We start from the raw sequence: 22,962 nt of genomic DNA, 5'->3' as shown, positions 1-22,962 counted from the left end.
ATTAATAAACAATTTGATACACTAAAAAACAACCTGTTTTTTGCGTTTAAGGTCTATTCACAAGCTTAAATTAGCTTCCAGGGACATCATGATTTTTTAAGAAATATCAACACGATGGGGTTATTGGTTTCTTACTTTTTATAAGGCTGCTCTGCATCTTACAAGGAGTTTATATAATCATTTGATTTAATAATGAGTTTAAACTGGTTATCACAACATTAATGGTAACCTTAAAAATGCCTCATTAAAATTACCAAATATATTCACACTGAATACGCCCAAGTGGGGAAACTCCAAATTCATAATCATAAAAATCATAATCGATAATATAAGAGAAAATATTACCAAATGAATCCATGTTTGTTTTAAATTATCTCTAATTCGATACCCTGCAAGAAAGGAGCTTAAAAGTACAATACAAAATAAAAGTAAATAAATAACTAAAGGAGGGTGAATATGTTTATACAGTGTGACTTTATTTTCTAGTGCTACCATGTTATTTAAGGTATTCAGAAGCCCGTTACACGCACTAACCTTTCTTTGACTGCAGGTATCAACAACCAGATGCCATAATTTGTGTTGTGATTTCAAATAAACCCGTCTTTGGTTTTCTTTATCAGCTGCAGTTGTTCGATTTTGATACCATTTGATTTGCCCATTCAGGTATTGATTAAATACCTCCTGTGCTTCTTTACGTTCCGGCTGCGGCAATACATCTAAAAAATGGTAAGTGGCTATAATGGAATCAATTTGCTCTATAACTAGTTTACGTTGTTCATCCACCCTTAAATTGGCTCCAGAAAATGTAAATGCTATTAAAAGCCCCATTATGGTATAAATAGTCGCTTCAAACACTTTAATGTCTTCGGTGATCTTAGGTTTTTTTTGAGCCTGGACTGAAAATAGACGGAGTTTATGTGTGGCCAAATATCTGCCTAATAACAAAAAGAATAGAATAATGAAAAAAAACAACCAAATAGACATGGCGGAAAATAATAGATATTCTAAATATTCCATAGTTCTATCCCTATATATCAACCAAGGTAGCCTGTAGCGCCTGCCTAGTGAATTGAATTAAAATAACGCACTATCAATAGCATCATTGCACTAATTACAAACCCCGCTTGTTCATTACGATTCCCTTGATTTTTATTATTTATTGTCGTCTTAATTGATATTCTCTTTAATTAGAAAGATAGATCATGCCTCTATCCTTTGCTGTAATATCACGAAAATATACTTTGTAATTCTCCAGGGCATGCTTAACCACGCTGATTCGGTTTGCCGCTGAAAAAGAGAACATTCATCATGACTTTCAGGCCAACATGATTCAAATGCATTATGTTTTATCCTGGGTATATCTTGCGAAGTAGATGGTAGTTCTTGTGGTCAATAAACTAAGAATTAGAAAATTCAAAAAACAACATTCTTTCAGCGTCTGACAAATCCGAATCAAGTTTGGCGATAATGCTTTCCGTCCTATGTGCTAGATGTTCATCGGATTTTTCTGTGATTTTGGATGTAAACAAAAGTATTTTTCCTTAATCTACTTAAGTGTCTTCGATATAAAAATAGCATATATGAATCAACTTTGGGTTTCTATACCCACTTTGTGCTGCCAATATTCCTCTGAGAACTATTGGTTCCTAATGTAATTTCGCAATGTAATTATAGATCTTCTATGGTGAATCAGGTTCTTTAAAGACACATCATACTGTTTTTAAATAAGATATTTTGATCAGGCCCCGGTATTCAACCCCGTATGAAGTTAACTTTTAAACTGGTGATAAATTGTCATCGATTTGCATAGCATTGAATGCACCCAAACTTAGCTATAGCTGAAAATCGATGGGGTAAGACTCGATTGGTTCATAGTGTAATTTAGCGCATTCTGAGACAGGTACAATATGTTGCGTATTAGCAATCAAATCAATTAATTTATTATAATCTTCCCTGGCACTGGTATCTCTCTTAGAGTTCTTTATCCAAATTTCCGATGTTATTATCAAAAGTGTCCGAGTTAGAACTTGACGTGCCGATAAACCGGAAAGTTTGTCTCTGTAAAGACTATCTTCATTCATAACATCTATTAAGTATTTTTGCGCTATTTCTTCCGGATTGTGAAACACCCAGCTTTTCATCATAGTATTGCAATACTGCAACGTTTTTTCGTAAGAATCGGAGGTTTCTGCGATTGGAAACGAACGAGAAAGGTGTTTAATCTGCTTCAATAAATCAAGAGTTTCTGGCATTGTACCATTACTAAACAAACATAATTTTCTTGCTAATTCAGAGGGTAAGCTTACAGAAGAACTTGAAGTATCGACAGGCGATATGTCACTAGATGAAGCAGAACCGATGTTTGATGTAACAACAGTATTTACATAAGTCGAAAATTGTTCCCGAATTAGAGCATTGTCAACACCACTTTCACACAGCGCAATTATTGTATCAAAATGTGATTGAGTGAATATATCTGCGGTTAGTCGTTCCCACAAATGACCAGTTTCCTCATGTAATAATATATGCGAATTGACCAGCAATTGATCTATGTTTCTTTTGGTTGCCAGTCCGATAACCGAATTCAAATCACAAAGATCCTTGAGTAACTGGAAAGCAAGTTCAAATACTGATTGAGGATGGATAGCAGGGAACTCCCGAACTCTTGTGCAAAATGCAATACCTTCTTGTTTTAATAAGTTGAGTGCTGCTGGCAATCCGCAAAGGTAAGGCAAATTTGCCACGCGCTGCTGGTACTGACTCAGATTTGGAATACCACAAATCATTTCGAGTTGGCCTTGGAGCATGGATACTATTTTATGGGTGTCAGCAGTCGGGATCACCTGATACCATTTCAACAAGTCAGGTATAATTTGATTCACAGATTCTACAGCACTGGATATTTCTTTAATAGTTGGCATTATTTACATCTACAACTCAATAAATTTGAGTTGGATACTATCATACAATTTCAAAATCCACGAATTATTGATGGATATTCGTTCTATTGGAGCATTATTTGTTCTTGTTGGGTTTATATTGATCTATAATGGTTAATAACTACAGTGATTTTGAGTGAATCATGCCTGTTCGTTTTTTATCCGAAAATGCTCAAGCTATGTTACTTGACGGTCATAATCAAGGGAAAAAAAGACATGATCAAATCCCTTTAATTCACCGTAACTCAATAACCGGTTGGCCCCTTTTACAAGTTAGTCTCTTTTCTCCTTCAACAAAAGATACACAGATATATGAACATGCTTTAGGTGGTGGTAAGTGTCATTATTTTTATATCGGAGCCTTTAACCTGGCTTGTGCTTTAGCAAAAATACCTGGACCTATGGAGATTACAGCCGGATATGGTCTAACAGCTACAAGAGAACAGCTCACAACTGAAAATGTGGGATTATTCCTTGAGAGATTTATCATCAAACATAAGGTTATTAACACAACCATAGCCTCTGATTCAGGAGCATATGGTAAGACATTAACTGTTGAGTGCCCAGAGGGAGAATCATCAAAATTACAATTTGCATTAACTGATCTTTTTAGATTCGCAGTGAAGAAAGGTTCAGTTATTTCAGATATTGGTGGATGGAAAGATTCTCCAGGATATAGTGAAAGCGACTTAAGAAAAAATATAAATGATGAAGTTGCTGTATTTGCTGAGGGGCAAATTTTTGTAGATCTTGGCGACTTGCTAGAACGAGAAGTAAAAGATGTAGATATTTTAGATTTTTTTAAACATTTGTTTAAAGTGAATGAGTTTCTTGCGTTTAAGGAACAAAATCCGGAATTAGACACTCTTCCATCAGTTGTACACGTTGATGATGTGGTCGAATCAAAGCTAACTGCTTCGAATTTAATACCATCGTCTTCACTTGTTCAGGGGGATGAAGTACCTGAGCCATTAAAGAATAATCAAGATGTAACAGCGCCTCATCTGAGTGTTTCAAATCAACCTGATGTAAGGAAAAACGAAGACATTGCATTTGATGAGTTTAAATTAACCAACATACACCTAAAAAATATTTATTTTCAAATTAAGATAATGAGGGACTATGGAATTTCTTTAACAGCCAGTGATCTAGATAAAGGAAAAGAAGTTGAGTCTCTTGCTAACGCCCTAGAGACGAAGCTGGATGACTTTTATAAAAAATCTCTGGTAAAAAAACCGGATGAGCAGGAATTATTGAAATTTAAAGCGGATTTTAAAGGACTATTAAATAGTAAAAATGATCAGATGAGAGAACACCGAGAAATTTGGAAACCTATTGTTGCAAATATTCTAATCAGTTTAACTGGAATTGGCTTATTGGCCCTTGCCGGTCATGCTCTATATCAAGCAGTAAAATCATGGAACCAAAATGAAGAAATTACAGTGAATAAATTAATGTTTTTTGGACAAACTGAATCAGAGAAGAAAGTTGAAGATATTGAGCAGGCAATAGAATCTGCTCCCTCGGATATTAATAAAATAAAATAAAATAAAATAAAATAAAATAAAATAAAATCAATCAAGTCGGATCCCGTTGATCTTCTCATTAGTAATCAATTTAATACCTGTCTTTGCGAGCAACGCGAAGCAATCCAGAACGGAGCCTTATTGGAACTGTATTCTGGATTGCTTCGCGGTGCTCGCAAAGACGAAATTTTGTACTGAATAGTCGGTAATTATTCTCTCTAGAATGATGAGGGGATACCTCAGACCCTATTGATTCACTATTTTTTTAGCTATGTTCCGGTGGTACAATCCCTTCTCTCGCTATGCGGGTGAAGGGAGTAATGGGTAGGGAAGTGAAATAAAATTTCATCTAATTTAATGACTCAGGTTAATAGTCGGTTTAACCGCATGATCTTCATTCGCCTTAGCCACAAATTCTTTGAAAAAGGCGTGAGCAGACTTACCAGATCTATTATGCAGCGAATTCGAATCAGCATTATGACCATCCGCACTATTATATGCGGTTTCCATTTTTCTATCACTGCTCACTTTCTTTCTGGCCGCAGCTAATTCTTCGAGTTTGCTTGTATCGTTTTTATCAGTAGCGGAAATCAAGCGATCAATTTTGGCTTTCTCTGCTTTACGCTCATCTGAAAGTCCCTTATGTATCGAGGCATAGTGAGGTATTACAGGATCATCAATGCGACGTTCTCTTATTTCTTTCCTTGATCTGACAACAATATATTCTCTATATTCTTTGGGAATTTTTTTAAAAGCGTCAATGGCATCAATTTCCCAATTGGCTAAAATAACAGCTAATTTAATGATGGGTTTGATGAACCATCCTAAAATTTTTCCTCCCAAACTTTCTTTATGTCCTACAGCTTGCCCGTTATCATCTTTATCCAGGCGGGCATGACCTACCAGAAAATTAGTGATGTTTGAAAATGAACGGCTATTAAAGATATTTATAGGTTGGCCTAGCTCATGAAAGTGCTGTGCAACCAAAGATCCAACACCTGCACCAAGTGAATGGGCCTTTAATGTGATATTTTGTGGGGATACGCCTTGATCCAGCAGTCGTTGCACCTGAGCAATACCATCGGTTACCAAATTATCTTTCGATAAGGCACGACTCGTACTTTGGCCCACACCTCGAAGATTAAAACCAATTATATTCGCATCCAGGTCTGTGGCATCCTGTTGCATCTCATCGACGATATCTTCATAGCACATGCCGTTTCCGACAAAATTGATAATATATTTTTGGTATTTAGGCTCAACCTGCTTTTGCGATTCAGGCTTTATCTCAAAGGTATCAAGTATTGCTCCATCATGAGTAATAACTTGATGCTGCTCGCAGGAGATTTGAGGAGTATTATAGCGAGAGGCATCTCTAATCTTCCAATTTGAAAAATCTGAGTCTTGGGCTGGTAAAACCAGGCTACCGATAGTCTTGCCTGCTAATTTATTCACACCGAGTTTTAAAAGATCCCAGAGTAAAACCGGAGGAAAAACAGTGCGAAGGCCAATAAATTTAAACCATTGCCAATTGGTGTATTGAGGTTTTGGTGCTTTATAAATTGCCATTGACTTTATCCTAAGACATGTTACATATTTGATGTGTAAATTATACGCAAGAAACATTAAGAAAATATTATGTTGCACCTTTTTAGGGCGTGATCCCGGTGCTCCTCCAGGGATTTGATAGTTGGGACTTTGTGGTACACAATGATAATAACTCCCCAAATATCATGATACGAGCTATGATCACGCTATCTCCTGAAAAACAAGCCTTGATGGACGCGTTTCAACAACATGTTGATGCAGAATTAAGAAGAGATTTAAGCGCGACCCTGGGGACAATGACCGCCGATCCGCATTTAAATAATATTCCTACAGCAATAGGAGGCATGGGATTAGAGGGCGTTCGTCAGTTCTATAGTTCTTTAATTTTGACCGGAACATTTTTTCCCTCTGACACGGAAATGGTGCTAATTTCCAGAACAATTGATGAACACCAATTAGTGGATGAGCTTATTTTTAAATTTACTCATAATTCAGAAATTGGCTGGATGTTACCTAACATAGCCCCAACAGGAAAACGAGTAGAAATTCCTTTAGTGGTGATTGTGGGCTTTTCTCATGGAAAGTTGACACATGAGCATATTTATTGGGATCAAGCGAGCGTGCTTGTGCAAGTGGGGTTATTGGATGAAAGAGGGTTGCCAGTTAAAGGGATTGAGACAGCCCAAAAAATGGAAGAGATACGTCAAAGATGTAGTAAAGCTGGGATGGTATGAGACATTTGGAATGTCACTTATGAGACATAAAGACTTAAAATGAACTTTGTTGATCTAAATGAGAGCAAGGTGTAGAATCGATTCTTTTTATTGAGAAGTCAAAATGCCTAGTTTCTTGAATCTAAAATTATTTAATCCCGCCCTGGTCTATAGTTTTGAGCCAGAGTCTTCACCAGAAGCACTTCTCTATGGTGAGGGGTTGAATCATGCACTTTATAAAATGGAACAATATGAAGACATGCAAGCTGCTTATATTTAAGCAGAGGAAATTATATTGCCATGGATTCAAGCAAACGGTCTGGATGCGCTTACCCCGGAAATTTTTGAAGATTGGGTACTAAACATACATAAACGAATGGCTAAAACCCTGCTCTCTCTAAGCGAGGAAGGGAAGAGCGGAGAATATTCCAAATCGATGGTGATTCGTTGGCATTTCGGCAGCAATATGATGAATCATTTGGCTATGTATTTCGCAAAATTATTTAAACCTCAACTGTCCGAACAGGGATTTTTGAATATGCTTGTGAAAGAAAATCAGGGCCTTAAATATAACGATGCGAAACAGTTTTTACGTATTCTGAAACGACTAGAAAGGGATAATGCAGCCCCTATTCATTCTACTTTAAAAGAACGAATGAAATTGGAGGAGCCCTTAGCTGGTATCATTCTGGCTTTAAACCGATTAACCACAGCCGTGCATGATAATCTGTTGCCTAAACACGAACTTAAAGTTGTGGAGAAAATAGCCTTATTTGTTGATTATCCAGAACGTTTACCAGGCCAAATGCGCAATTTTGCTGAAACAATGGTTCCACGATGGAAACAACTTAACAATAATGATTTGGTGGCGGTGAGTGAGTTTTGCGCAGATCTTTTTTATCAGTTTACTCGTATTCATGCATTTCCGAATGGTAATGGTCGAACCGCAGCAGAATTGAATAATATTGTTTTAAGAAGTATCGATTTACCTGATATCCTTATGCGTAAACCCGGTGACCGTAATGCCAATACGGGTAGTTATGCGGAAGCTATAGCAAGCATAGAAAAAGACAGAGGGCCTTTAGCAGCACATTTACTTAAATGTATCATAGAAGCACAAACTAAACCATTCGCAGATCCTGACTTGGCAAAGTTAATTTACGCGAGAATGGCGATGCACAAAATTGCATCGCAAATAAAAGCAATTAAGCCAGATTTTGATTTGAATCGAATTACTGAATCATTAGTAGCTAAAAACCCCTTTCTTAAATATTTAGATCATTCAAATAATGCCCACTCGTTAATGGCTTGTCAGCTCTTGACAGCAACTGCTCAAGAGTTTTTAACAGGTCTAACGAATGAAGTCGAACGTAAAAAATCAGCAACTACTTCTGTATCACAGGTTTCGTTTCTTAAGCCTGTTTACGATCGAGTTGCTCTGCAAAACCAGATGGTGGAAATAACAGGATTTAAGGATTGGAAGATTCCTAATAAAGAACCCTTAACTATATGGCGTTACTGCACATCAGAAGCTGAAGCAACAGAAATCGTTAATGGTTTGAATCAGTTGAATTTTTGTGAAGCCAATGTTCGAACAACAGAAGTACAGGGTAAAAAAATCGTTCTGTGTAGCAACATTAATCTAGAACAAATGCAGCGTGCAATCCCATCACAAGCACCTGCTTTACCTTAATACTCTTATCCCTAGAGCAAAACAATCAGCCAAAAGATTATTTGGCTGATTGTTATTTTATTTATAATGATACACGCCTTGTGAACGAATTTTTAGAAATTATCTTCAAGATACCCATGTCAACACACCCTAACACTACTGAAAATATAAATCCTCTTATGTCATGTCATTAAAAATGAACTTATTAAATTCATTTAATGAGTGCTATAAATCAGGGGAGTTTGACCTTATTTGACACCATCATTTGTAATCAATTCTCCAGTTGCAAGACAGCACCAATAAGGAAGATCAATGTTCTCTTGTAACCAGGATAGGCCATCCCGACCTTTAAGTATGCCGATTGTAGCAATACTTCCAGCAATGATGCATTGATCTGCTAATACTGTTAATGAAGCGATGTATTCTTCGACAGGCCAACCGGTTTTGGGATTAAGGAGATGAGAATAACGTTTGCCTTCTATTTCAATAAAGCGTTCATAGATACCGCTTGTTGCAATACCTCCCTGTAATACGTCTAATTGTGCGCAAGATTTTTTTATTTTTTGAGGATCCTGTATATGCACGGTCCAAGTATCATGTTCCGGATAAGGGCCAATAATTCGGATGTCTCCTCCTAAATCAATCAGACCAGTATTAATACCATAATTGAGACATAATGTTGCAACCGCATCGGCACAATATTCCTTAACAATTCCACCAAAATCAATTTCCATATTTTTTTTAGGCAAAGCAAAAGAATCTCCCTTCCATAAAACTTTTTCCCAGCCTACCAGGTCTAATAACTCATCAATATATGACTGGGATGGTACAGTTTCTTTGTTTTGAACTACTTTAAAATTCCAGGCTTTACGGAGAACACCTGATGTAATATCAAATAATCCATCACTTTGTTGATAACACACATCCGCATAATTAATAATAGCTTGTGTCTCTGCATCCAAAACATTGAAATGACCGCTTCCCGCAGATTGATTGATTTGGCTGGTAACACTGTCTGGTCTATAGCGTGAATATTTATCATTCAACCGCCGTACTTCTTTAACGGCTTGCTCAATTACATAAGCACCAAGCTTTTGATCAACAGCCATAACTCGAATTTCACAAGGAGAACCCATTGAAGTAAAGCGTACAGCAAGTGGTTTTAATTTGCGTGCGATGGACTTACTAACCACAGCCACAACCTCCACCTCCCAGAGTGATGCCCCCACGTGAGGACTCCAGTGCTTTCTCAATGGTTTTGTTATTCATATATTCAGGAATAGACCAAGGCTGAAGAGACATGCTTGCTTTGGTGAAGTTGCCTTTATCCCAAGGTTCTACCTTGGAGCAACTTACACATCCTATAACTGCTAAAAAAAGAAATGCGTGCATTCGAACTGCCGAATAATTAAGCTTTTTCATAAAGAATACCATGTAGTGTAACTATTTAAGGCTAAGGATTGTGAGCCTGACTAATAATTCAAGACCCACCTTAATCATGGGTCTTGAATTGTTCATATTATTTTACCAATTCTCTGATTGCTTTTAAATTTGCCTCATTATATCCAGGAAAAATACCTATAACTTTTTTATTTGGCCCAATCAAATATGAAGTTGGTACTTTAGGCAAACCAAATTGTTGCGCCGATATGCCTTGGGTATCAAGCAGTTGAGTAAAAGATGCTGGGTATTTTTTTAGAAACTGCTTGGCCAACGCCGGATCTTTATCCAGGGAAATCCCAATAACCTTGAAGCCTTTAGAACCTAAGCTATTGGATAATTTGGAAAGAGTTGACATGGATACCCTGCATGGAGCACACCAGGAAGCCCAAAAATCGATTAACACATATTTTGAATTGATGCCGGCGACATTTACTTTTGCTGACGAATTAGAGACTAAAGGTAAAGTAATATTGGGTACAGAGCCGCCTACACCTACTGCAAAAAGAAGGTTAGAAACAAAGGCCATGGTAACAAACAAGAAACATCCGTATTTTTTCATTACATCCTCCAAAGTTATGTAAATCCTAATTAGTATACACCTTTTATTCCAATATAAACTTCAGAAATATTCATTTGTGTAAAGACAGGCTCATGCGGATTAGTAATTTTTGTACCGCCTAATCGTAATGAAGCTCTTCTTTTTCCATAGGAACCACCTACATAGATTGTATTTGCAGCACTAAGTTGTTTATTGACTTGCAGTAATCCAGAAATTTGTCCAAATGAAGCAAATTGATACAAATTGGTATAGTAAATCGATGTAGGTGGTAAGGGCGCAAATGGAGGCACTAACAAATTGTAGAATTTACTGCCATTTTGTGAATAATACCTCACGCCAGGCTCCAGTCCCCAGCCATTAGCTAAAGCGAGCCGAAAAATAGTCTTAAAAGTAGAGGAGTTTACTCCCCAGGTATCTCGATAATAACGATAATTCAGATCAATACTTCCCTCATGAAAGGTTGGAAAGTAATGTATGTACCGCCCTGCCGCAGACCAACCAATTTTTGAATCAGGTACAAAATTGGTCTTGTACGGATCGCGCAAATAACCTTTATCCAGAAAATAAGTAACGGCAATTTGCCCAATGGATTTATTATCAATAATTTGAGTCAGGCCACTCAATATTTGCCAATTAAAGTTAGTTCCACCAATTCTGGGCGTTACTGCCCCTAGTTGATCGGGTATTACATCATTAGATGTATAACTGGAGCCAAGGATTAAAACTGTATTTTTATTATTAATATCCAGATTGGTCTCACCACCAACAAAATTTGATTTATAATCATATTCTCGTGATGCACCGACTTGCAGTTTGGACGTTGCGTTATCACCATAATAATTTAAATCAACAATACCATCATTACGCTGATCCTTGACTGATGGTCCCGTAACTATTTGGCGTACATCTCCGGCAGAATTAATTTGAACATATGAAAAAGGAGTAGCGCTGGTTGTTGCATCTCGACCAACGGTTGCTTTAATATCCATTCGCTCTGTAAATGGGATCTCAAAATAACCATTGATGGTTTCAACTTGATTCATTGGATCAGGACGTAAGGGATTTAAATTATAAGCTCGGTTATTGTGATAGATATTTGTTTGAATAAAAGCAACATCAGCAAATAAATTCTTAACTGGCCGGGTTAGCCGGGTAAATACTTTTGAGTCCACACCAAAAACTGAATGACGATCATATTCAGAGCTTTCTGCATCAGTACCGGTGGTTGCATTGTCTCCAGTTGTACTTTCATCACCCGTAGTAACCGTTCCATCTCCGGCAATAACTGTACCATCCCCAGTAGTACTAACCACGGTTCCATTTACTGCAGTTTCCGGATCAGTACTTGTACTGTCTTTTTTAGCTGGATCACCTTCGACACAAAATATTTTTATGGTTTGTAAGTCCAATGTCTTCTTAACATAAGGTGCAATACATAAGTCTGGGGTATTATTAACTGAAGGAGCATTTATTAAGGGTTCATATTTTTTTTTAAATGCTGAAATATCGGTTGTTTTTGTATCTTGTTGTGCCATTGACGGCGTTGCATGATTTAAAGCAGGTAATAGTACAGCTGCTGCTGACAACGATGACAAAATTGATGGTTTTTTCATTACGCCTCTATCCATTAGCCTGAGATCATTGGTAAATCCATTTAATAATGCATATTTTAAAGAAATCAGGGGGTTAAAACTTGTATTAGCAAAAGTATTAAGGTGAATGGCATGCTACTTTTTTTGATAAATAAGTCAAGCACTTATATTTAATAAAATGCTTAATTGCGTGGAGTAGGATATTGACGAAACATTTTGAGCATCTATTCATCATGAATTTAGAATTCAGGGTAATAAGTCAGGCCTATTCAGCTGAGTTGACAATGCAGCTTTTGACGTCCCGCGAACAAGTCTGGAGAGTTAAAAATACATGTGAATAATCGCAAATTTGCATATTCTAAAAGCGTTTCAATCTAATTTTGTTCCTTTATTTTTTTAAGTAATAAGTATTGTTAAATGCGTGATGCATGCAAATCTCCTCTGTAGACTGTACAGAGTGAAAAACAGCTGGAGGAGCGTGTAAATCGTTTAAAAAAACCTCACCACTATAATGTGAGCCCTCACCTGCCAGCAGACCTGATTTCATTCCTAAAAAGGTAATAGTAGCTGTGGCAGGGAGTGCAATACCGGCGATAATACCAGAACTGGCTTCAACTCCTGTTGGAACTTCGAGTGCTAAAACAGGGATGTCACTAGCTTTCAATCGTTTAATAAGTAGCTCAATTTCGGCAGTTACCCTTCCTTGTAAACCAATTCCAAAAATCGCATCGACAATAAGTTCCGGCTCATCAAGATTCACCTCATTACTGTATGGGAGTAATCGAATACCTTGTTGATGGCAGGAACACATTACATCCCATACCTCCTGATGCATTTTTTCTGGTTTGGTTGGCGTCAAACTATGTCGCACTTGATAAACGGTCACATCAAGACCTCGTTGATGTGCTTGTTCAGCCAGCACATATCCCTGCCCCCCATTGTCCCCACGGCCACAAAAGACAGCTATTTTTTTGATGTTTGGCCAAAGATGCGTCAAAAGGTCACAAGCAGCAACTCCCGAGTCGTGCATTAATTTTAAACATGAAATAGGATATTGATTTTGAACCGCATCCATTAATTGTTGAAATTGTGCTACCTGGTAGACAGGGACGTGTTGTACTGGTGATTTCATGTCAATTCTCGTGAAGTTCGCTTAAAGTTTAAAAAGAACTGTTTGTCCCTCCTGACCAACTCATACCTTATTCCTTAAAATGAAAAATTTTTATTAATTCTTCAGACAATCTTTTTCCTGCGACCGGGTTGTCTTGATATGCCCGCTCCAGGGATTCAAGTTCCTCCTTGTCGAGAACTATATCAAGTGCCTTCATATTTTCAGCCAGATGATTAATTTTCGAGGTTCCTGGAATGGGTATAATATCTTCGCCTTGAGCAAGTAACCAGGCAAGGGATAGTTGAGCTGGGGTATATCCATTTTTTTTCCCTATCTCACTTATTGCCGCTACCAATGACAGATTGTGTTCGAAATTACCTGGATTGAATTGAGGTACAAGGGTTCTAAAATCAAATGATTCCAGTCCGAACGATTGAGGGTCCTTTAGTGTCCCGCTTAATAGACCACGCGCAATAGGACAATAAGCTACAAAACTTATCCCTAACTCGCGACACGCACCAAGCACTGCATTGGCTGGTTCTCTGATTAGAATTGAATACTCAGTTTGGACTGCTATAAGTTTTGAATCAAGCATGGAATGAGCTGCTCGAATGGTAGACGTATCAACCTCAGATAAGCCAACGAAACGAATTTTACCTTGCTGGATTAGATCGTGCATGACCATCATGATTTCTTCGATAGGAGTTTGATAGTCATAGCGATGCAAATAATACACATCAATATAGTCCGTTGCCAGTCTCCTTAAGCTTGCATCACAGGCTTGTCGGATGTGTTTTGGGGAGTTATTGACCGACATTTGATTGGCATGTTCTTCTCTAACTACGCCACATTTGGTGGTCAGGATAATCTGTTCTCGAAATGCTTTGACGGCTTTACCAACCAAGGTTTCATTATCGCCTTTGCCATAAATATCTGCGGTATCAAATAGAGTCACCTCATATTGATGATAGGCGGATTGAATAATCTGGATTCCAGATTGTTCTGACGTTGCGGCACCATAAAATTCAGATAACCCCATACAGCCAAAGCCCAAGGCTGAGACTATAGGACCATTTTTCCCTAAATGTCTGTACTTCATCGCGTCAGATCCCGAGAATCATAATAAGCATTATTATAGATATAGAATAAAATAATGGTTAAATCCATTTTGAATAAAGGGATTTACGCCTGCATTGATACGATTGATATTGAAGACGTAAATTACCAGTATCATGAGATTCAATATCCCATACTCTGAAAAATTTCGTGGTTTTGGATTTTTTAATTAATATGGGCAATAATGAATATTATGAATACATTTAATCCAACTGTTATTTTCAGATCCGAAGCAACCTTGGGAGAAAGCCCTCTTTGGTCAAAAGATAAAGGTGTGTTGTATTGGTTGGATTGTTTACAACCTGCGATACATTGTTTTAATCCTCAAACAGGTGCCGATGAGTTAATAGTTTTAGAACAAATTGTAACAAGTATCGCTTTATATTCTTCAGAGATGGTACTGGTTACTGTTGAAAACGGATATGCTTTTGCTAATCTTTTAACAGGTTCATTAGAACACATCGCCAATCCACAGGAAAATCAGGCAGTTATTTTAAATGATGGCAAATGTGACCGCCAAGGACGTTTTTGGTCAGGTACTGCAGCAAAAGATTGGTTATCGCCTATAGGGGTACTTTATCAATTATCTGCTGACTTAACCTTTAAATCCATGGACCATGGTTTCACTGTGTCCAATGGCATAGGTTTTAGTCCTGATAATAAATTTTTGTATTTTTCAGACTCATTGGCACTCACCATTTATCGTTATGATTTTGATTTACTTTCAGGAGCGATTACTGATAAAAAATCATTCATCAACATCCCTGAATCTACGGGATTACCTGACGGTATGACGGTTGATGCTCATGGCTTTTTATGGGTTGCCATGTGGGATGGATGGTGTATTAATCGCTATGATCCACAAGGTCAAAAAGTGAATACTATAAAGTTACCAATACCACGACCAACCAGTGTTGCTTTTGGTGATCCTCATCTATCAACACTCTACATTACTTCTGCTCGCATGGGGCTTAGTGAGGAACAATTACAACAAAGTCCTTTGTCCGGGAGTTTATTTGCAATGAAAACCCCATTTCGGGGTTTACCTGAACCTCACTTTATTTGTTCCACCGCGTTTTAAAATTAACTGGTAAAGAACGCAAGCAAGTCCTTGTTTACTTCATCTTTGTGTGTGGTACATAAGCCATGTGATGCGCCTTTATAAATCTTAAGTTGCGAATTTTTAAGTAATTTTGAAGACAACATGGCTGAATCTTCGATAGGAACTATTTGATCATCATCACCGTGTATAATCAAAACAGGTACATCAATCTTCTTTAAATCCTCTGTAAAATCGACCTCGGAAAATTGTTTAATACAGTCAAATACTCCTTTCATACCTGCCTGCATACCCATTAACCAGAAAAAATCGCGGACACCTTGCGTCACTTTACTGTCCTTCCTGTTCGCACCATAAAAAGGCTCACTTAGATCTTTGAAAAATTGAGATCGATCATTGATGACATTCGAGCGAATGCTGTCAAATACATTGATGGGTAAACCTTTAGGGTTTTCCTTTGTTTTCAACATCAATGGAGGGACAGCTCCAATTAATACAGCTTTTGCTACCCGTTTAGTACCATGGCGTGCAAGATAATGAACCACTTCACCACCGCCAGTAGAGTGTCCAACATGAATCGCATTTTTTAAATCAAGTGCTTCAGTAAGCTGAGCAAGATCATCGGCATAAGTATCCATATTATTACCGCTCCAGGGTTGATCTGAGCGGCCATGCCCCCGACGATCATGAGCAATACAACGATACCCGTGAGATGCTAAAAAGAGCATTTGATCTTCCCAGGCATCAGAATTAAGAGGCCAACCATGACTGAATACTATTGGCTGCCCGCTGCCCCAATCTTTGTAATAGAGTTTTATATCAACAGAATGCTCTTTGCCTACGGTAAGATATGCCATAATCGCTCTCCTTAATCAATCCCTTAAATGTCCGTAAATGGCAGTTTTGAATCATCATTTTACTATTCAGAATGAAGCTGCTCAAACGATACAATTTATTATGATATGAATTTTAGTACACTAAGTATAAATTAGCACAATAATTAATTTTTGCTTTTAACTAATATGATTTAAATCGATTTAATTTTGATATGGCAACTTGTTCATAAAGTACAAGGAATGCATTCATAGCCCTCGTGAAATGGCTGGAGTTGGATTCCGAATAAATCATGTTTTGGGTAAAATTCCTTTAGATTGCGGTTACCGTTATTTTTATTTAGGAAAAGGCAGTTTCTACAAAAACAATGATGAATGGTTAACTACATTGTATCAAGTGTGCAGTACTCATCTGCGCACTTTACGTCTTTGCAGTTATTCTCAAAATGTAGGCAGACTTGATTGGGGTACTTATTGAATAAAGAGTGTCGCTAAAACGTTTATATTGAATACCAGGGGCTGTTGGAAATAAAGAGATGAATTGTCAACACACCCTAAATAAAGTTTTTTGCAAATAGACATAATTTGATCTAAAAATAAATCTAATCCAGGGATTTAAAGCCAAACATTGAATGGCAAGGACGCACGATGAACACAAGAATAAGGGCGAATTTATTAGTTTATCCACCACTTTTGCTGGGAACACTGATCATTTTTTTCCTTATAGCTCGTCAGCAGCAATTAATAGTCCTTGCGCCGAGTCAGTATTTAATCGGTGGATTATTGATTTGTTTTAATTTATTTGTCCTGGCGTATCATTGGTTCGAAAATGCTCATCCCAAATACAGCATGAATAAACGCAGGGTTATCGTATTAGGTATTCATCTTCTCGGTGGCAGTATTGAATTAATTTGCTCTATTCTGGGCATAATGTTGCACTCGCCAGGCTTTGCCCTTGCCGCTGCTTTAAGCGCGCTTTTATTGCACCTGCCAGCCGCAGTCTATATGATTCCAGAAGTTTCTGGCGCCAAAGGAATTATGGTTCCCGCCTACATTTTTGTAGTGCTCTTAAATGGTTTCTTTGCTGTGAGCGTGTTGATGGATCCTTCACGATTGCCTTGGCTTGTCTGTTTGTTTTTCAGCTTGAACATTTATGTGCTTTGCCGTGTCTTTTATGTGGTCTTTCGTATAGTTGGATTGTTTCCTTACGCACGATATACGGCTGCTATTCTATTTTCCTGTTTTATGCTACTGCCTATTATTCTTGGTACTGCGGGTAATATTCTGTTGGTCTTTTTTATTCTGATTAATCTGTTTGCTTTTCAAAAACTTCTGCATCATTCACCGCAACAAACAAACGACATGTACCTCGAACATCAACGTACTGAACTGATCAATGGAGTTATTCCAGTTATCCTCGATAAAAATCGGGTGCAACAAATTATTCATCAGCATCCTGAGTATTCCTCCAACAAATCATTCACTGATATGCAGCTCGCCAGGTTATTCTTTGATTTAATGGATATTGATCAAAACAGTTACCTCTCCTCAGCAGAATGGCTGGTCATTGCCCAGGATTGGAAGGTTGAATCGCCTTTGAAGGAGGAGTTGTTTTCCCTGATTGCTCGTGAAGAGGGCATCGATTTCATGAGTTTTTATCAAAAAGTATGGTTAATGGGCTCTCATTTTAATAAACCATTCTCAATTACTACCCAGATGTCGATCAAAGATCAGGCTAATTTTGTCTTTCAACAACTTGATATTTATAATCAGGGCATCATTGGCGAGCTGGAATTTAAGCTGTTGTTAACTGAATGGGGATTGTGTGCCGATGAAATCAAGAAGTTCTTGCAAACGATTCCCAGTGGATTAAATTTTGAACAGTTTTATGCCTCTTGTCCGGCAATCTGGAAGTATTACTTATCATGAAACCCATACCCATAGTATTTATACCTGGTATAAAAGGATCACGACTACTTACTGACACGCATCAGTTACGTTGGCTGGGATTAAAACAAGTCTTCAATCTTGATCGTAAACCCCTTTATGCCAGTGAACCACTGCTCCCACAAGGCGTCCTGAAACGTATTTTATGGGAATCCATTTATGCTCCATTTTTGCATTTAATGCGCCAACGTACAGAGCATTTTTATATTTTTTCTTATGACTGGCGGGCACAAGGATTGATTGTGGCAGAAGAGCTGCTCCAATTTATTCGCGAGATTAATGCGCAACAAGGTCCGGTGTTACTTATTGCTCATAGTTTGGGCGGGTTTATCTCATTACCAGTAATTCGTAGTAACCCTGAGCTGTTTCACGCTGCTTTATTTGCTGGTTCGCCTTTTGGATCGGGGATAGATTTTGCCCGAGACATGCATCAAGGAACTCGTATTGGCTTGAATAATCGAATTTTGAATTATGAAGCTCATTTTTCCTGGTTCTCTCCCTATCTATTTTTTCCTCTTGACACAGAAAACAATCGAATTGTAGATCGCTATGGAAACACTGTTGCACATGACTGGTATGATCCTTTGTCCTGGGAGCGTTTGAATCTGTCGATATTTCAAAAAAAACTGTCATGGGATCAATTATCAAATGCTCGCCAACATCTACAAGAAGCGTTATCTGCGGCAAAAAGCTTTCGTAATGAGGTATGCAGAACGGATCAGGTCTCTGCCTTAGCAATGCCTCCCCTTGCCGTATTGGCAGGTCAGCATCACCCAACGCTTGCGCAGCTCATTTGTCAGGTTACAGCGCAAGGATATCAATGGGATTTTCAAAATGGCGTGAAGACCCCGGGCGATGGACGGGTGGAATTCACTGCCGCAATGCTTCCAGGTAATCTTCATGCGCACGTGTTTACTAGTAATCACGGGCATGGGCAACTTCTTAATGATCTAACGACCGTTGATCGGATTTTATCGACATTAATCAATCTCAATCTTTAAATATTCTTTGTAAGGAATTGGCAAAATAGGGCGTGTGTTGGATATGAATATAATTCAATAGTTCTTGTTTGCATTCTGGAGTTAATTCATCCTTGATGCGAATTGTTGCAATACATTGCAGTAGTAGCTTATTTTTCTTTATATCTTCATCAGCTTTTTTTTCAAAGTAATCAAGATTTTCAGGAGATGTTGCGAAGGGTTTGGAATCGTTCCAGTCAAGTACAGGATTTAAGCGAATATAAATGAGTTTGGGTAACTGATTCGTCGGTATTGTAGACATTTCATGTACCATAAAAAAACTTAAGTATTCACTAGCTGCCTGGCTGTTTGTCTCAGTAGCTGCGGCAATTAAATTGGGCATCCACTGGTATAAACCCCAATGATAACTTTCCTGATTGCTGCTCATTTCCGGATAATTTCCAGTTCCTAGTGAAAGAACCACATAATGGTGTACATTGGGACAGATTTTTGAAGCTAATCGGGTGGTCATATAAGCCGGATTATTGATAATAAGACCAAGATCCGCGATATCATATTTGATTTGATGATCAACCGTAGATAACATGATTGGGGCAAAAATTCCCATTACAGAAGTGGCTCCTGATACAATATCTGCAATTGAATATTGATTTAAAGAATTATCACATTTTATCCAATTACAAAATATGAGTATATTTTTGTGCTTTATGTCATAAGCAAAAAGTGCAACATGATTGGATAAATTCTTTAACGTAGAATTTTTAAAGTGTTCTTTAAAAAAATCATTTTTATTTTGCGAATTGAACAGAGGCAAAATCAGACCATTTAATGAAATTATCCTGTAAAGAAGACTCTGGGAAAAAAAATCAGGAGATTTTTTTCTATATAAATCGCTTATTTGTTTTGCGGTAAAATGATAGGAATCAGAGTGTTCAGATTGTTCTTTTGAGAGTGCGGCAGTAATAATGGCGCCTGTTGATATCCCTCCCATTAAATTAAAAATACTCGCTATACCGTCAGGGTTTTGTTGTTCCAGATATTTTAAATAGGCTAAAGGAATCAGGCCACGTGTTCCCCCACCATCAATTGTTAATATCGTATAGTACTCTTTGGGGCATATGGTTTCATTTGATGCTTGCTGAGATGGTGTTGTACCTTTTACTGGATAAACAGTGTTTTGTTCCAATATATGTGAAGAGATATTGTTCATTAATGCAACAAAAAGAAGTATAAGTGCTAATAGTAATGAAGACGCTACGAACATTTTCTTCATTCTCTTGGCCTCTTCATACTTTAATCCTTGTATAAATAATATAGTTAACGTGCTCAACTGGTGCCAGCTATCTGCTTAATTATTTCAGCAGGGGTACTCTTTTCTTTAATAAAAAGAGTACCAGCCTCATGGATTTTATAATGACATCTGATGAGAAAAGTTCCAGATCATGATGCCAAATCAAATCGATCCGCGTTCATGACTTTTGCCCAGGCAGCCACGAAATCCAGTACGAATTGTTCTTTGTTATCATCCTGAGCATAAACCTCAGCATAGGCACGCAAGATCGAATTGGATCCAAAAACAAGATCTACTCGAGTTGCTGTCCATCTGAGATTACCGGTTTTTCGGTCACGAATTTCATACAAATTGTTGCCTGCTGGTTTCCAGGTATTGTTCATATCGGTCAGATTGATGAAAAAGTCGTTTGTAAGAACACCTACACGATCGGTGAGTACGCCATGCTTGGTACCTCCGTAATTAGTACCCAGGACGCGCATACCTCCAATAAGAACCGTCATTTCAGGTGCGGTGAGTCCCATCAGTTGGGTGCGATCGAGCAATAGATTCTCTGAGTGGACAGCATAATCTGATTTAAGCCAGTTACGATAACCATCATGAAGGGGCTCCAGCACACTAAAGGAATCCGCGTCAGTCATCTCGTCTGTCGCGTCGCCTCGACCTGGAGCGAATGGTACGGTGATGTCAAATCCTGCGTTCCTGGCAGCCTGCTCGATACCGACATTACCAGCAAGAACAATCACGTCAGCCAAACTGGCGCCAGATTCCGCGGCTATAAGTTCAAGAACATTAAGTACTTTTGCAAGACGTTGTGGCTCATTACCTTCCCAGGCTTTTTGTGGCATCAAACGGATGCGCGCACCATTTGCACCGCCTCGTTTATCAGAACCTCGGAATGTTCGCGCACTGTCCCATGCGGTACAGACCATTTCATTGATGCTAAGACCGCTGGCAGCAATCTTTGCTTTGACAGAAGCAACGTCATAATTTCGGTTACCTGCAGGTACTGGATCTTGCCAAATCAAATCTTCTTTAGGAACGTCAGGTCCTATATAGCGTGCTTTCGGACCCATGTCACGATGAGTCAGTTTAAACCAGGCTCGGGCAAAAACTTCTGAAAAATACTCAGGATCTTTATAAAAACGTTCTGCAATTTCACGATAAACAGGATCCATTTTTATAGCCATGTCCGCGTCGGTCATGATTGGATTGTAACGAATGGAGGGGTCTTCAACATCAACGGGTTTATCTTCTTCTTTGATATTAATCGGTTCCCATTGGTTGGCACCAGCAGGGCTTTTCTTCAACTCCCAATCATGGTTAAGAAGCATATAAAAATAGCCATTATCCCATTGTGTGGGGTGAGTCGTCCATGCACCTTCAATGCCGCTGGAAACTGTATTACGACCAATACCTCTACTTGTTTTGTTAATCCAGCCAAGGCCTTGATCTTCGAGAGCAGCACCTTCTGGAGCTGGACCTAACAGTTTTACGTCTCCATTACCATGACATTTTCCGATGGTATGACCTCCTGCTGTCAAGGCAACTGTTTCTTCGTCGTTCATCGCCATACGAGCAAAAGTTACACGGACATCCTGCGCGGTTCGAAGCGGGTCTGGTTGGCCATTTACTCCTTCAGGATTCACGTAGATCAGCCCCATTTGCACAGCGGCCAGCGGGTTTTCCAGTGAATCGCGGTTTTGATCTTCATAACGTTTGGCGCCTAACCATTCTTTTTCCGAACCCCAGTACACGTCTTTTTCGGGCTGCCAAATGTCTTCACGTCCAAATCCAAAACCAAAAGTTTTAAGGCCCATTGATTCATAGGCCATAGTACCTGCCAGGACAATGAGGTCAGCCCAACTGATTCTGTTGCCGTATTTTTTCTTGATAGGCCATAGCAGTCGGCGAGCCTTATCTAAATTCACATTATCAGGCCAGGAATTTAATGGGGCAAAACGTTGATTGCCCGTACCCGCACCACCACGACCATCAGCGATACGATAAGTTCCTGCGGCATGCCATGACATACGAATCATCAACCCACCATAATGTCCCCAGTCAGCTGGCCACCATGCCTGACTGTCGGTCATTAGCGCACGCATATCACGTTTGAGTGCTTCTACATCAAGTTTTTTGACTTCTTCACGATAATTGAAGTTTTTAGTCATAGGATTAGTCTTCGTATCATGCTGATTCAATATATCGAGGTTTAAAGCGGCCGGCCACCAATCCATATTTGATGTACCTGTTGTGGTCATACTTCCATGCATTACCGGGCATTTACCCATTGTGCTCGTATTTTTTGTATCCATACCCATTTTTTTATACCTGATTTATTGAAAATTTAAATATAGCTTAAGAGAGGGGACGAAGCAATTTGATGAGATTTTATAAAAAACATATATAAATCAGTAAACTGAAACCTAAGATAGTTACTCTTCAATAACTCTGGAAAATGTCATCCCGAATGCTATGAAGGATCTCCTGAATGAGGCACTGTACCTGCATTAGGAGATCCTTCACTGCGTTCAGGATGACGATATTCTTGAAATAGAACACTTCACGTCATCCCGAATGCAATGAGGCACTGTGCCTGCATTAGGAGATCCTTCACTACGTTCAGGAT

The 22,962-nt window shown here is 38.5% G+C and carries 19 protein-coding genes; 7 read left to right on the top strand and 12 right to left on the bottom strand.

What is annotated here, in order from left to right; genetic code table 11:
- Positions 1-210 precede the first annotated feature (210 nt).
- Positions 211-1,017, bottom strand: coding sequence for a bestrophin-like domain (locus tag Lqua_RS14200; RefSeq protein WP_058474946.1), 807 nt, complete (start codon positions 1,015-1,017; stop codon positions 211-213).
- Between the two features lie 815 nt (positions 1,018-1,832).
- Positions 1,833-2,921 carry a hypothetical protein gene (locus Lqua_RS14195; RefSeq protein ID WP_058474945.1) on the bottom strand — a complete coding sequence of 363 codons (1,089 nt, stop codon included), beginning with the start codon at positions 2,919-2,921 and terminating at the stop codon, positions 1,833-1,835.
- A gap of 161 nt (positions 2,922-3,082) precedes the next feature.
- Between Lqua_RS14195 and Lqua_RS14190 the strand changes: the two genes are divergently transcribed.
- Positions 3,083-4,486, top strand: coding sequence for a hypothetical protein (locus Lqua_RS14190; RefSeq protein WP_058474944.1), 1,404 nt, complete (start codon positions 3,083-3,085; stop codon positions 4,484-4,486).
- Between the two features lie 333 nt (positions 4,487-4,819).
- On the opposite strand, the gene Lqua_RS14185 is transcribed toward Lqua_RS14190, so the two are convergent.
- Entirely contained in the window at positions 4,820-6,112 is a 1,293-nt protein-coding gene (locus Lqua_RS14185; protein WP_274519363.1) for an alpha/beta hydrolase family protein, read from the bottom strand.
- A 98-nt stretch (positions 6,113-6,210) separates the two neighbouring features.
- On the opposite strand from Lqua_RS14185, the gene Lqua_RS14180 reads away from it, so the two are divergent.
- From Lqua_RS14180 to Lqua_RS14175, 3 genes are all read left to right on the top strand, one after another.
- On the top strand, positions 6,211-6,747 hold the full coding sequence (locus Lqua_RS14180) for a nuclear transport factor 2 family protein (RefSeq protein ID WP_058474942.1): 537 nt from the start codon (positions 6,211-6,213) through the stop codon (positions 6,745-6,747).
- 103 nt (positions 6,748-6,850) lie between these two features.
- On the top strand, positions 6,851-7,006 hold the full coding sequence (locus Lqua_RS18255; protein ID WP_157076152.1) for a hypothetical protein: 156 nt from the start codon (positions 6,851-6,853) through the stop codon (positions 7,004-7,006).
- Positions 7,007-7,021: 15 nt separating this feature from the next.
- Positions 7,022-8,419 carry a Fic family protein gene (locus Lqua_RS14175; RefSeq protein ID WP_058474941.1) on the top strand — a complete coding sequence of 466 codons (1,398 nt, stop codon included), beginning with the start codon at positions 7,022-7,024 and terminating at the stop codon, positions 8,417-8,419.
- Positions 8,420-8,646: 227 nt separating this feature from the next.
- Here Lqua_RS14175 and Lqua_RS14170 read toward each other — a convergent pair whose 3' ends face one another.
- The 6 genes from Lqua_RS14170 to Lqua_RS14140 form a co-directional block, all read right to left on the bottom strand.
- The gene (locus Lqua_RS14170; RefSeq protein ID WP_157076151.1) at positions 8,647-9,597 is read right to left on the bottom strand and encodes an FAD:protein FMN transferase; all 951 of its coding nucleotides are present in this window, start codon (positions 9,595-9,597) and stop codon (positions 8,647-8,649) included.
- Positions 9,584-9,820 carry a DUF4266 domain-containing protein gene (locus Lqua_RS14165; protein WP_058474939.1) on the bottom strand — a complete coding sequence of 79 codons (237 nt, stop codon included), beginning with the start codon at positions 9,818-9,820 and terminating at the stop codon, positions 9,584-9,586. Before Lqua_RS14165 ends, Lqua_RS14170 begins: the two co-directional genes overlap by 14 nt.
- A gap of 97 nt (positions 9,821-9,917) precedes the next feature.
- Entirely contained in the window at positions 9,918-10,400 is a 483-nt protein-coding gene (locus Lqua_RS18015) for a TlpA family protein disulfide reductase (protein WP_083501350.1), read from the bottom strand.
- Positions 10,401-10,429: 29 nt separating this feature from the next.
- The gene (locus tag Lqua_RS14150) at positions 10,430-12,013 is read right to left on the bottom strand and encodes a DUF3570 domain-containing protein (RefSeq protein ID WP_058474936.1); all 1,584 of its coding nucleotides are present in this window, start codon (positions 12,011-12,013) and stop codon (positions 10,430-10,432) included.
- A 367-nt stretch (positions 12,014-12,380) separates the two neighbouring features.
- Entirely contained in the window at positions 12,381-13,124 is a 744-nt protein-coding gene (locus tag Lqua_RS14145; RefSeq protein ID WP_058474935.1) for an NAD(P)H-hydrate epimerase, read from the bottom strand.
- 67 nt (positions 13,125-13,191) lie between these two features.
- On the bottom strand, positions 13,192-14,202 hold the full coding sequence (locus tag Lqua_RS14140) for an aldo/keto reductase (RefSeq protein ID WP_058474934.1): 1,011 nt from the start codon (positions 14,200-14,202) through the stop codon (positions 13,192-13,194).
- A 210-nt stretch (positions 14,203-14,412) separates the two neighbouring features.
- Between Lqua_RS14140 and Lqua_RS14135 the strand changes: the two genes are divergently transcribed.
- Complete coding sequence (locus Lqua_RS14135) at positions 14,413-15,300, top strand: SMP-30/gluconolactonase/LRE family protein (protein WP_058474933.1); 888 nt, start codon at positions 14,413-14,415, stop codon at positions 15,298-15,300.
- Positions 15,301-15,302: 2 nt separating this feature from the next.
- Here the strand turns inward: Lqua_RS14135 and Lqua_RS14130 are convergent, their stop codons facing one another.
- A complete protein-coding gene (locus tag Lqua_RS14130; protein WP_058474932.1) occupies positions 15,303-16,136 on the bottom strand; it encodes an alpha/beta fold hydrolase in 834 nt (277 codons plus the stop codon).
- A 624-nt stretch (positions 16,137-16,760) separates the two neighbouring features.
- Between Lqua_RS14130 and Lqua_RS14120 the strand changes: the two genes are divergently transcribed.
- Together Lqua_RS14120 and Lqua_RS14115 are read left to right on the top strand one after the other, a co-directional pair.
- Entirely contained in the window at positions 16,761-18,041 is a 1,281-nt protein-coding gene (locus Lqua_RS14120; protein WP_058474930.1) for a hypothetical protein, read from the top strand.
- Positions 18,038-19,060 (top strand): alpha/beta fold hydrolase, encoded by a 1,023-nt coding sequence (locus tag Lqua_RS14115; protein WP_058474929.1) that lies wholly within the window; start codon positions 18,038-18,040, stop codon positions 19,058-19,060. The genes Lqua_RS14120 and Lqua_RS14115 overlap by 4 nt, the downstream gene beginning before the upstream one ends.
- On the opposite strand, the gene Lqua_RS14110 is transcribed toward Lqua_RS14115, so the two are convergent.
- Both Lqua_RS14110 and katG read right to left on the bottom strand, forming a co-directional pair.
- Entirely contained in the window at positions 19,050-20,312 is a 1,263-nt protein-coding gene (locus Lqua_RS14110) for a patatin-like phospholipase family protein (protein ID WP_083501348.1), read from the bottom strand. The two genes, Lqua_RS14115 and Lqua_RS14110, sit on opposite strands and share 11 nt — an antisense overlap.
- 167 nt (positions 20,313-20,479) lie before the next feature.
- Complete coding sequence (gene katG, locus Lqua_RS14105; protein WP_058475012.1) at positions 20,480-22,648, bottom strand: catalase/peroxidase HPI; 2,169 nt, start codon at positions 22,646-22,648, stop codon at positions 20,480-20,482.
- Positions 22,649-22,962: the final 314 nt, after the last annotated feature.

Source organism: Legionella quateirensis, from assembly GCF_001467955.1.
GTDB classification, from domain to species: Bacteria; Pseudomonadota; Gammaproteobacteria; order Legionellales; family Legionellaceae; genus Legionella; species Legionella quateirensis.
Note: the sequence above shows the minus strand (reverse complement) of the source record. Positions and strands in the feature narration are given on the sequence as shown.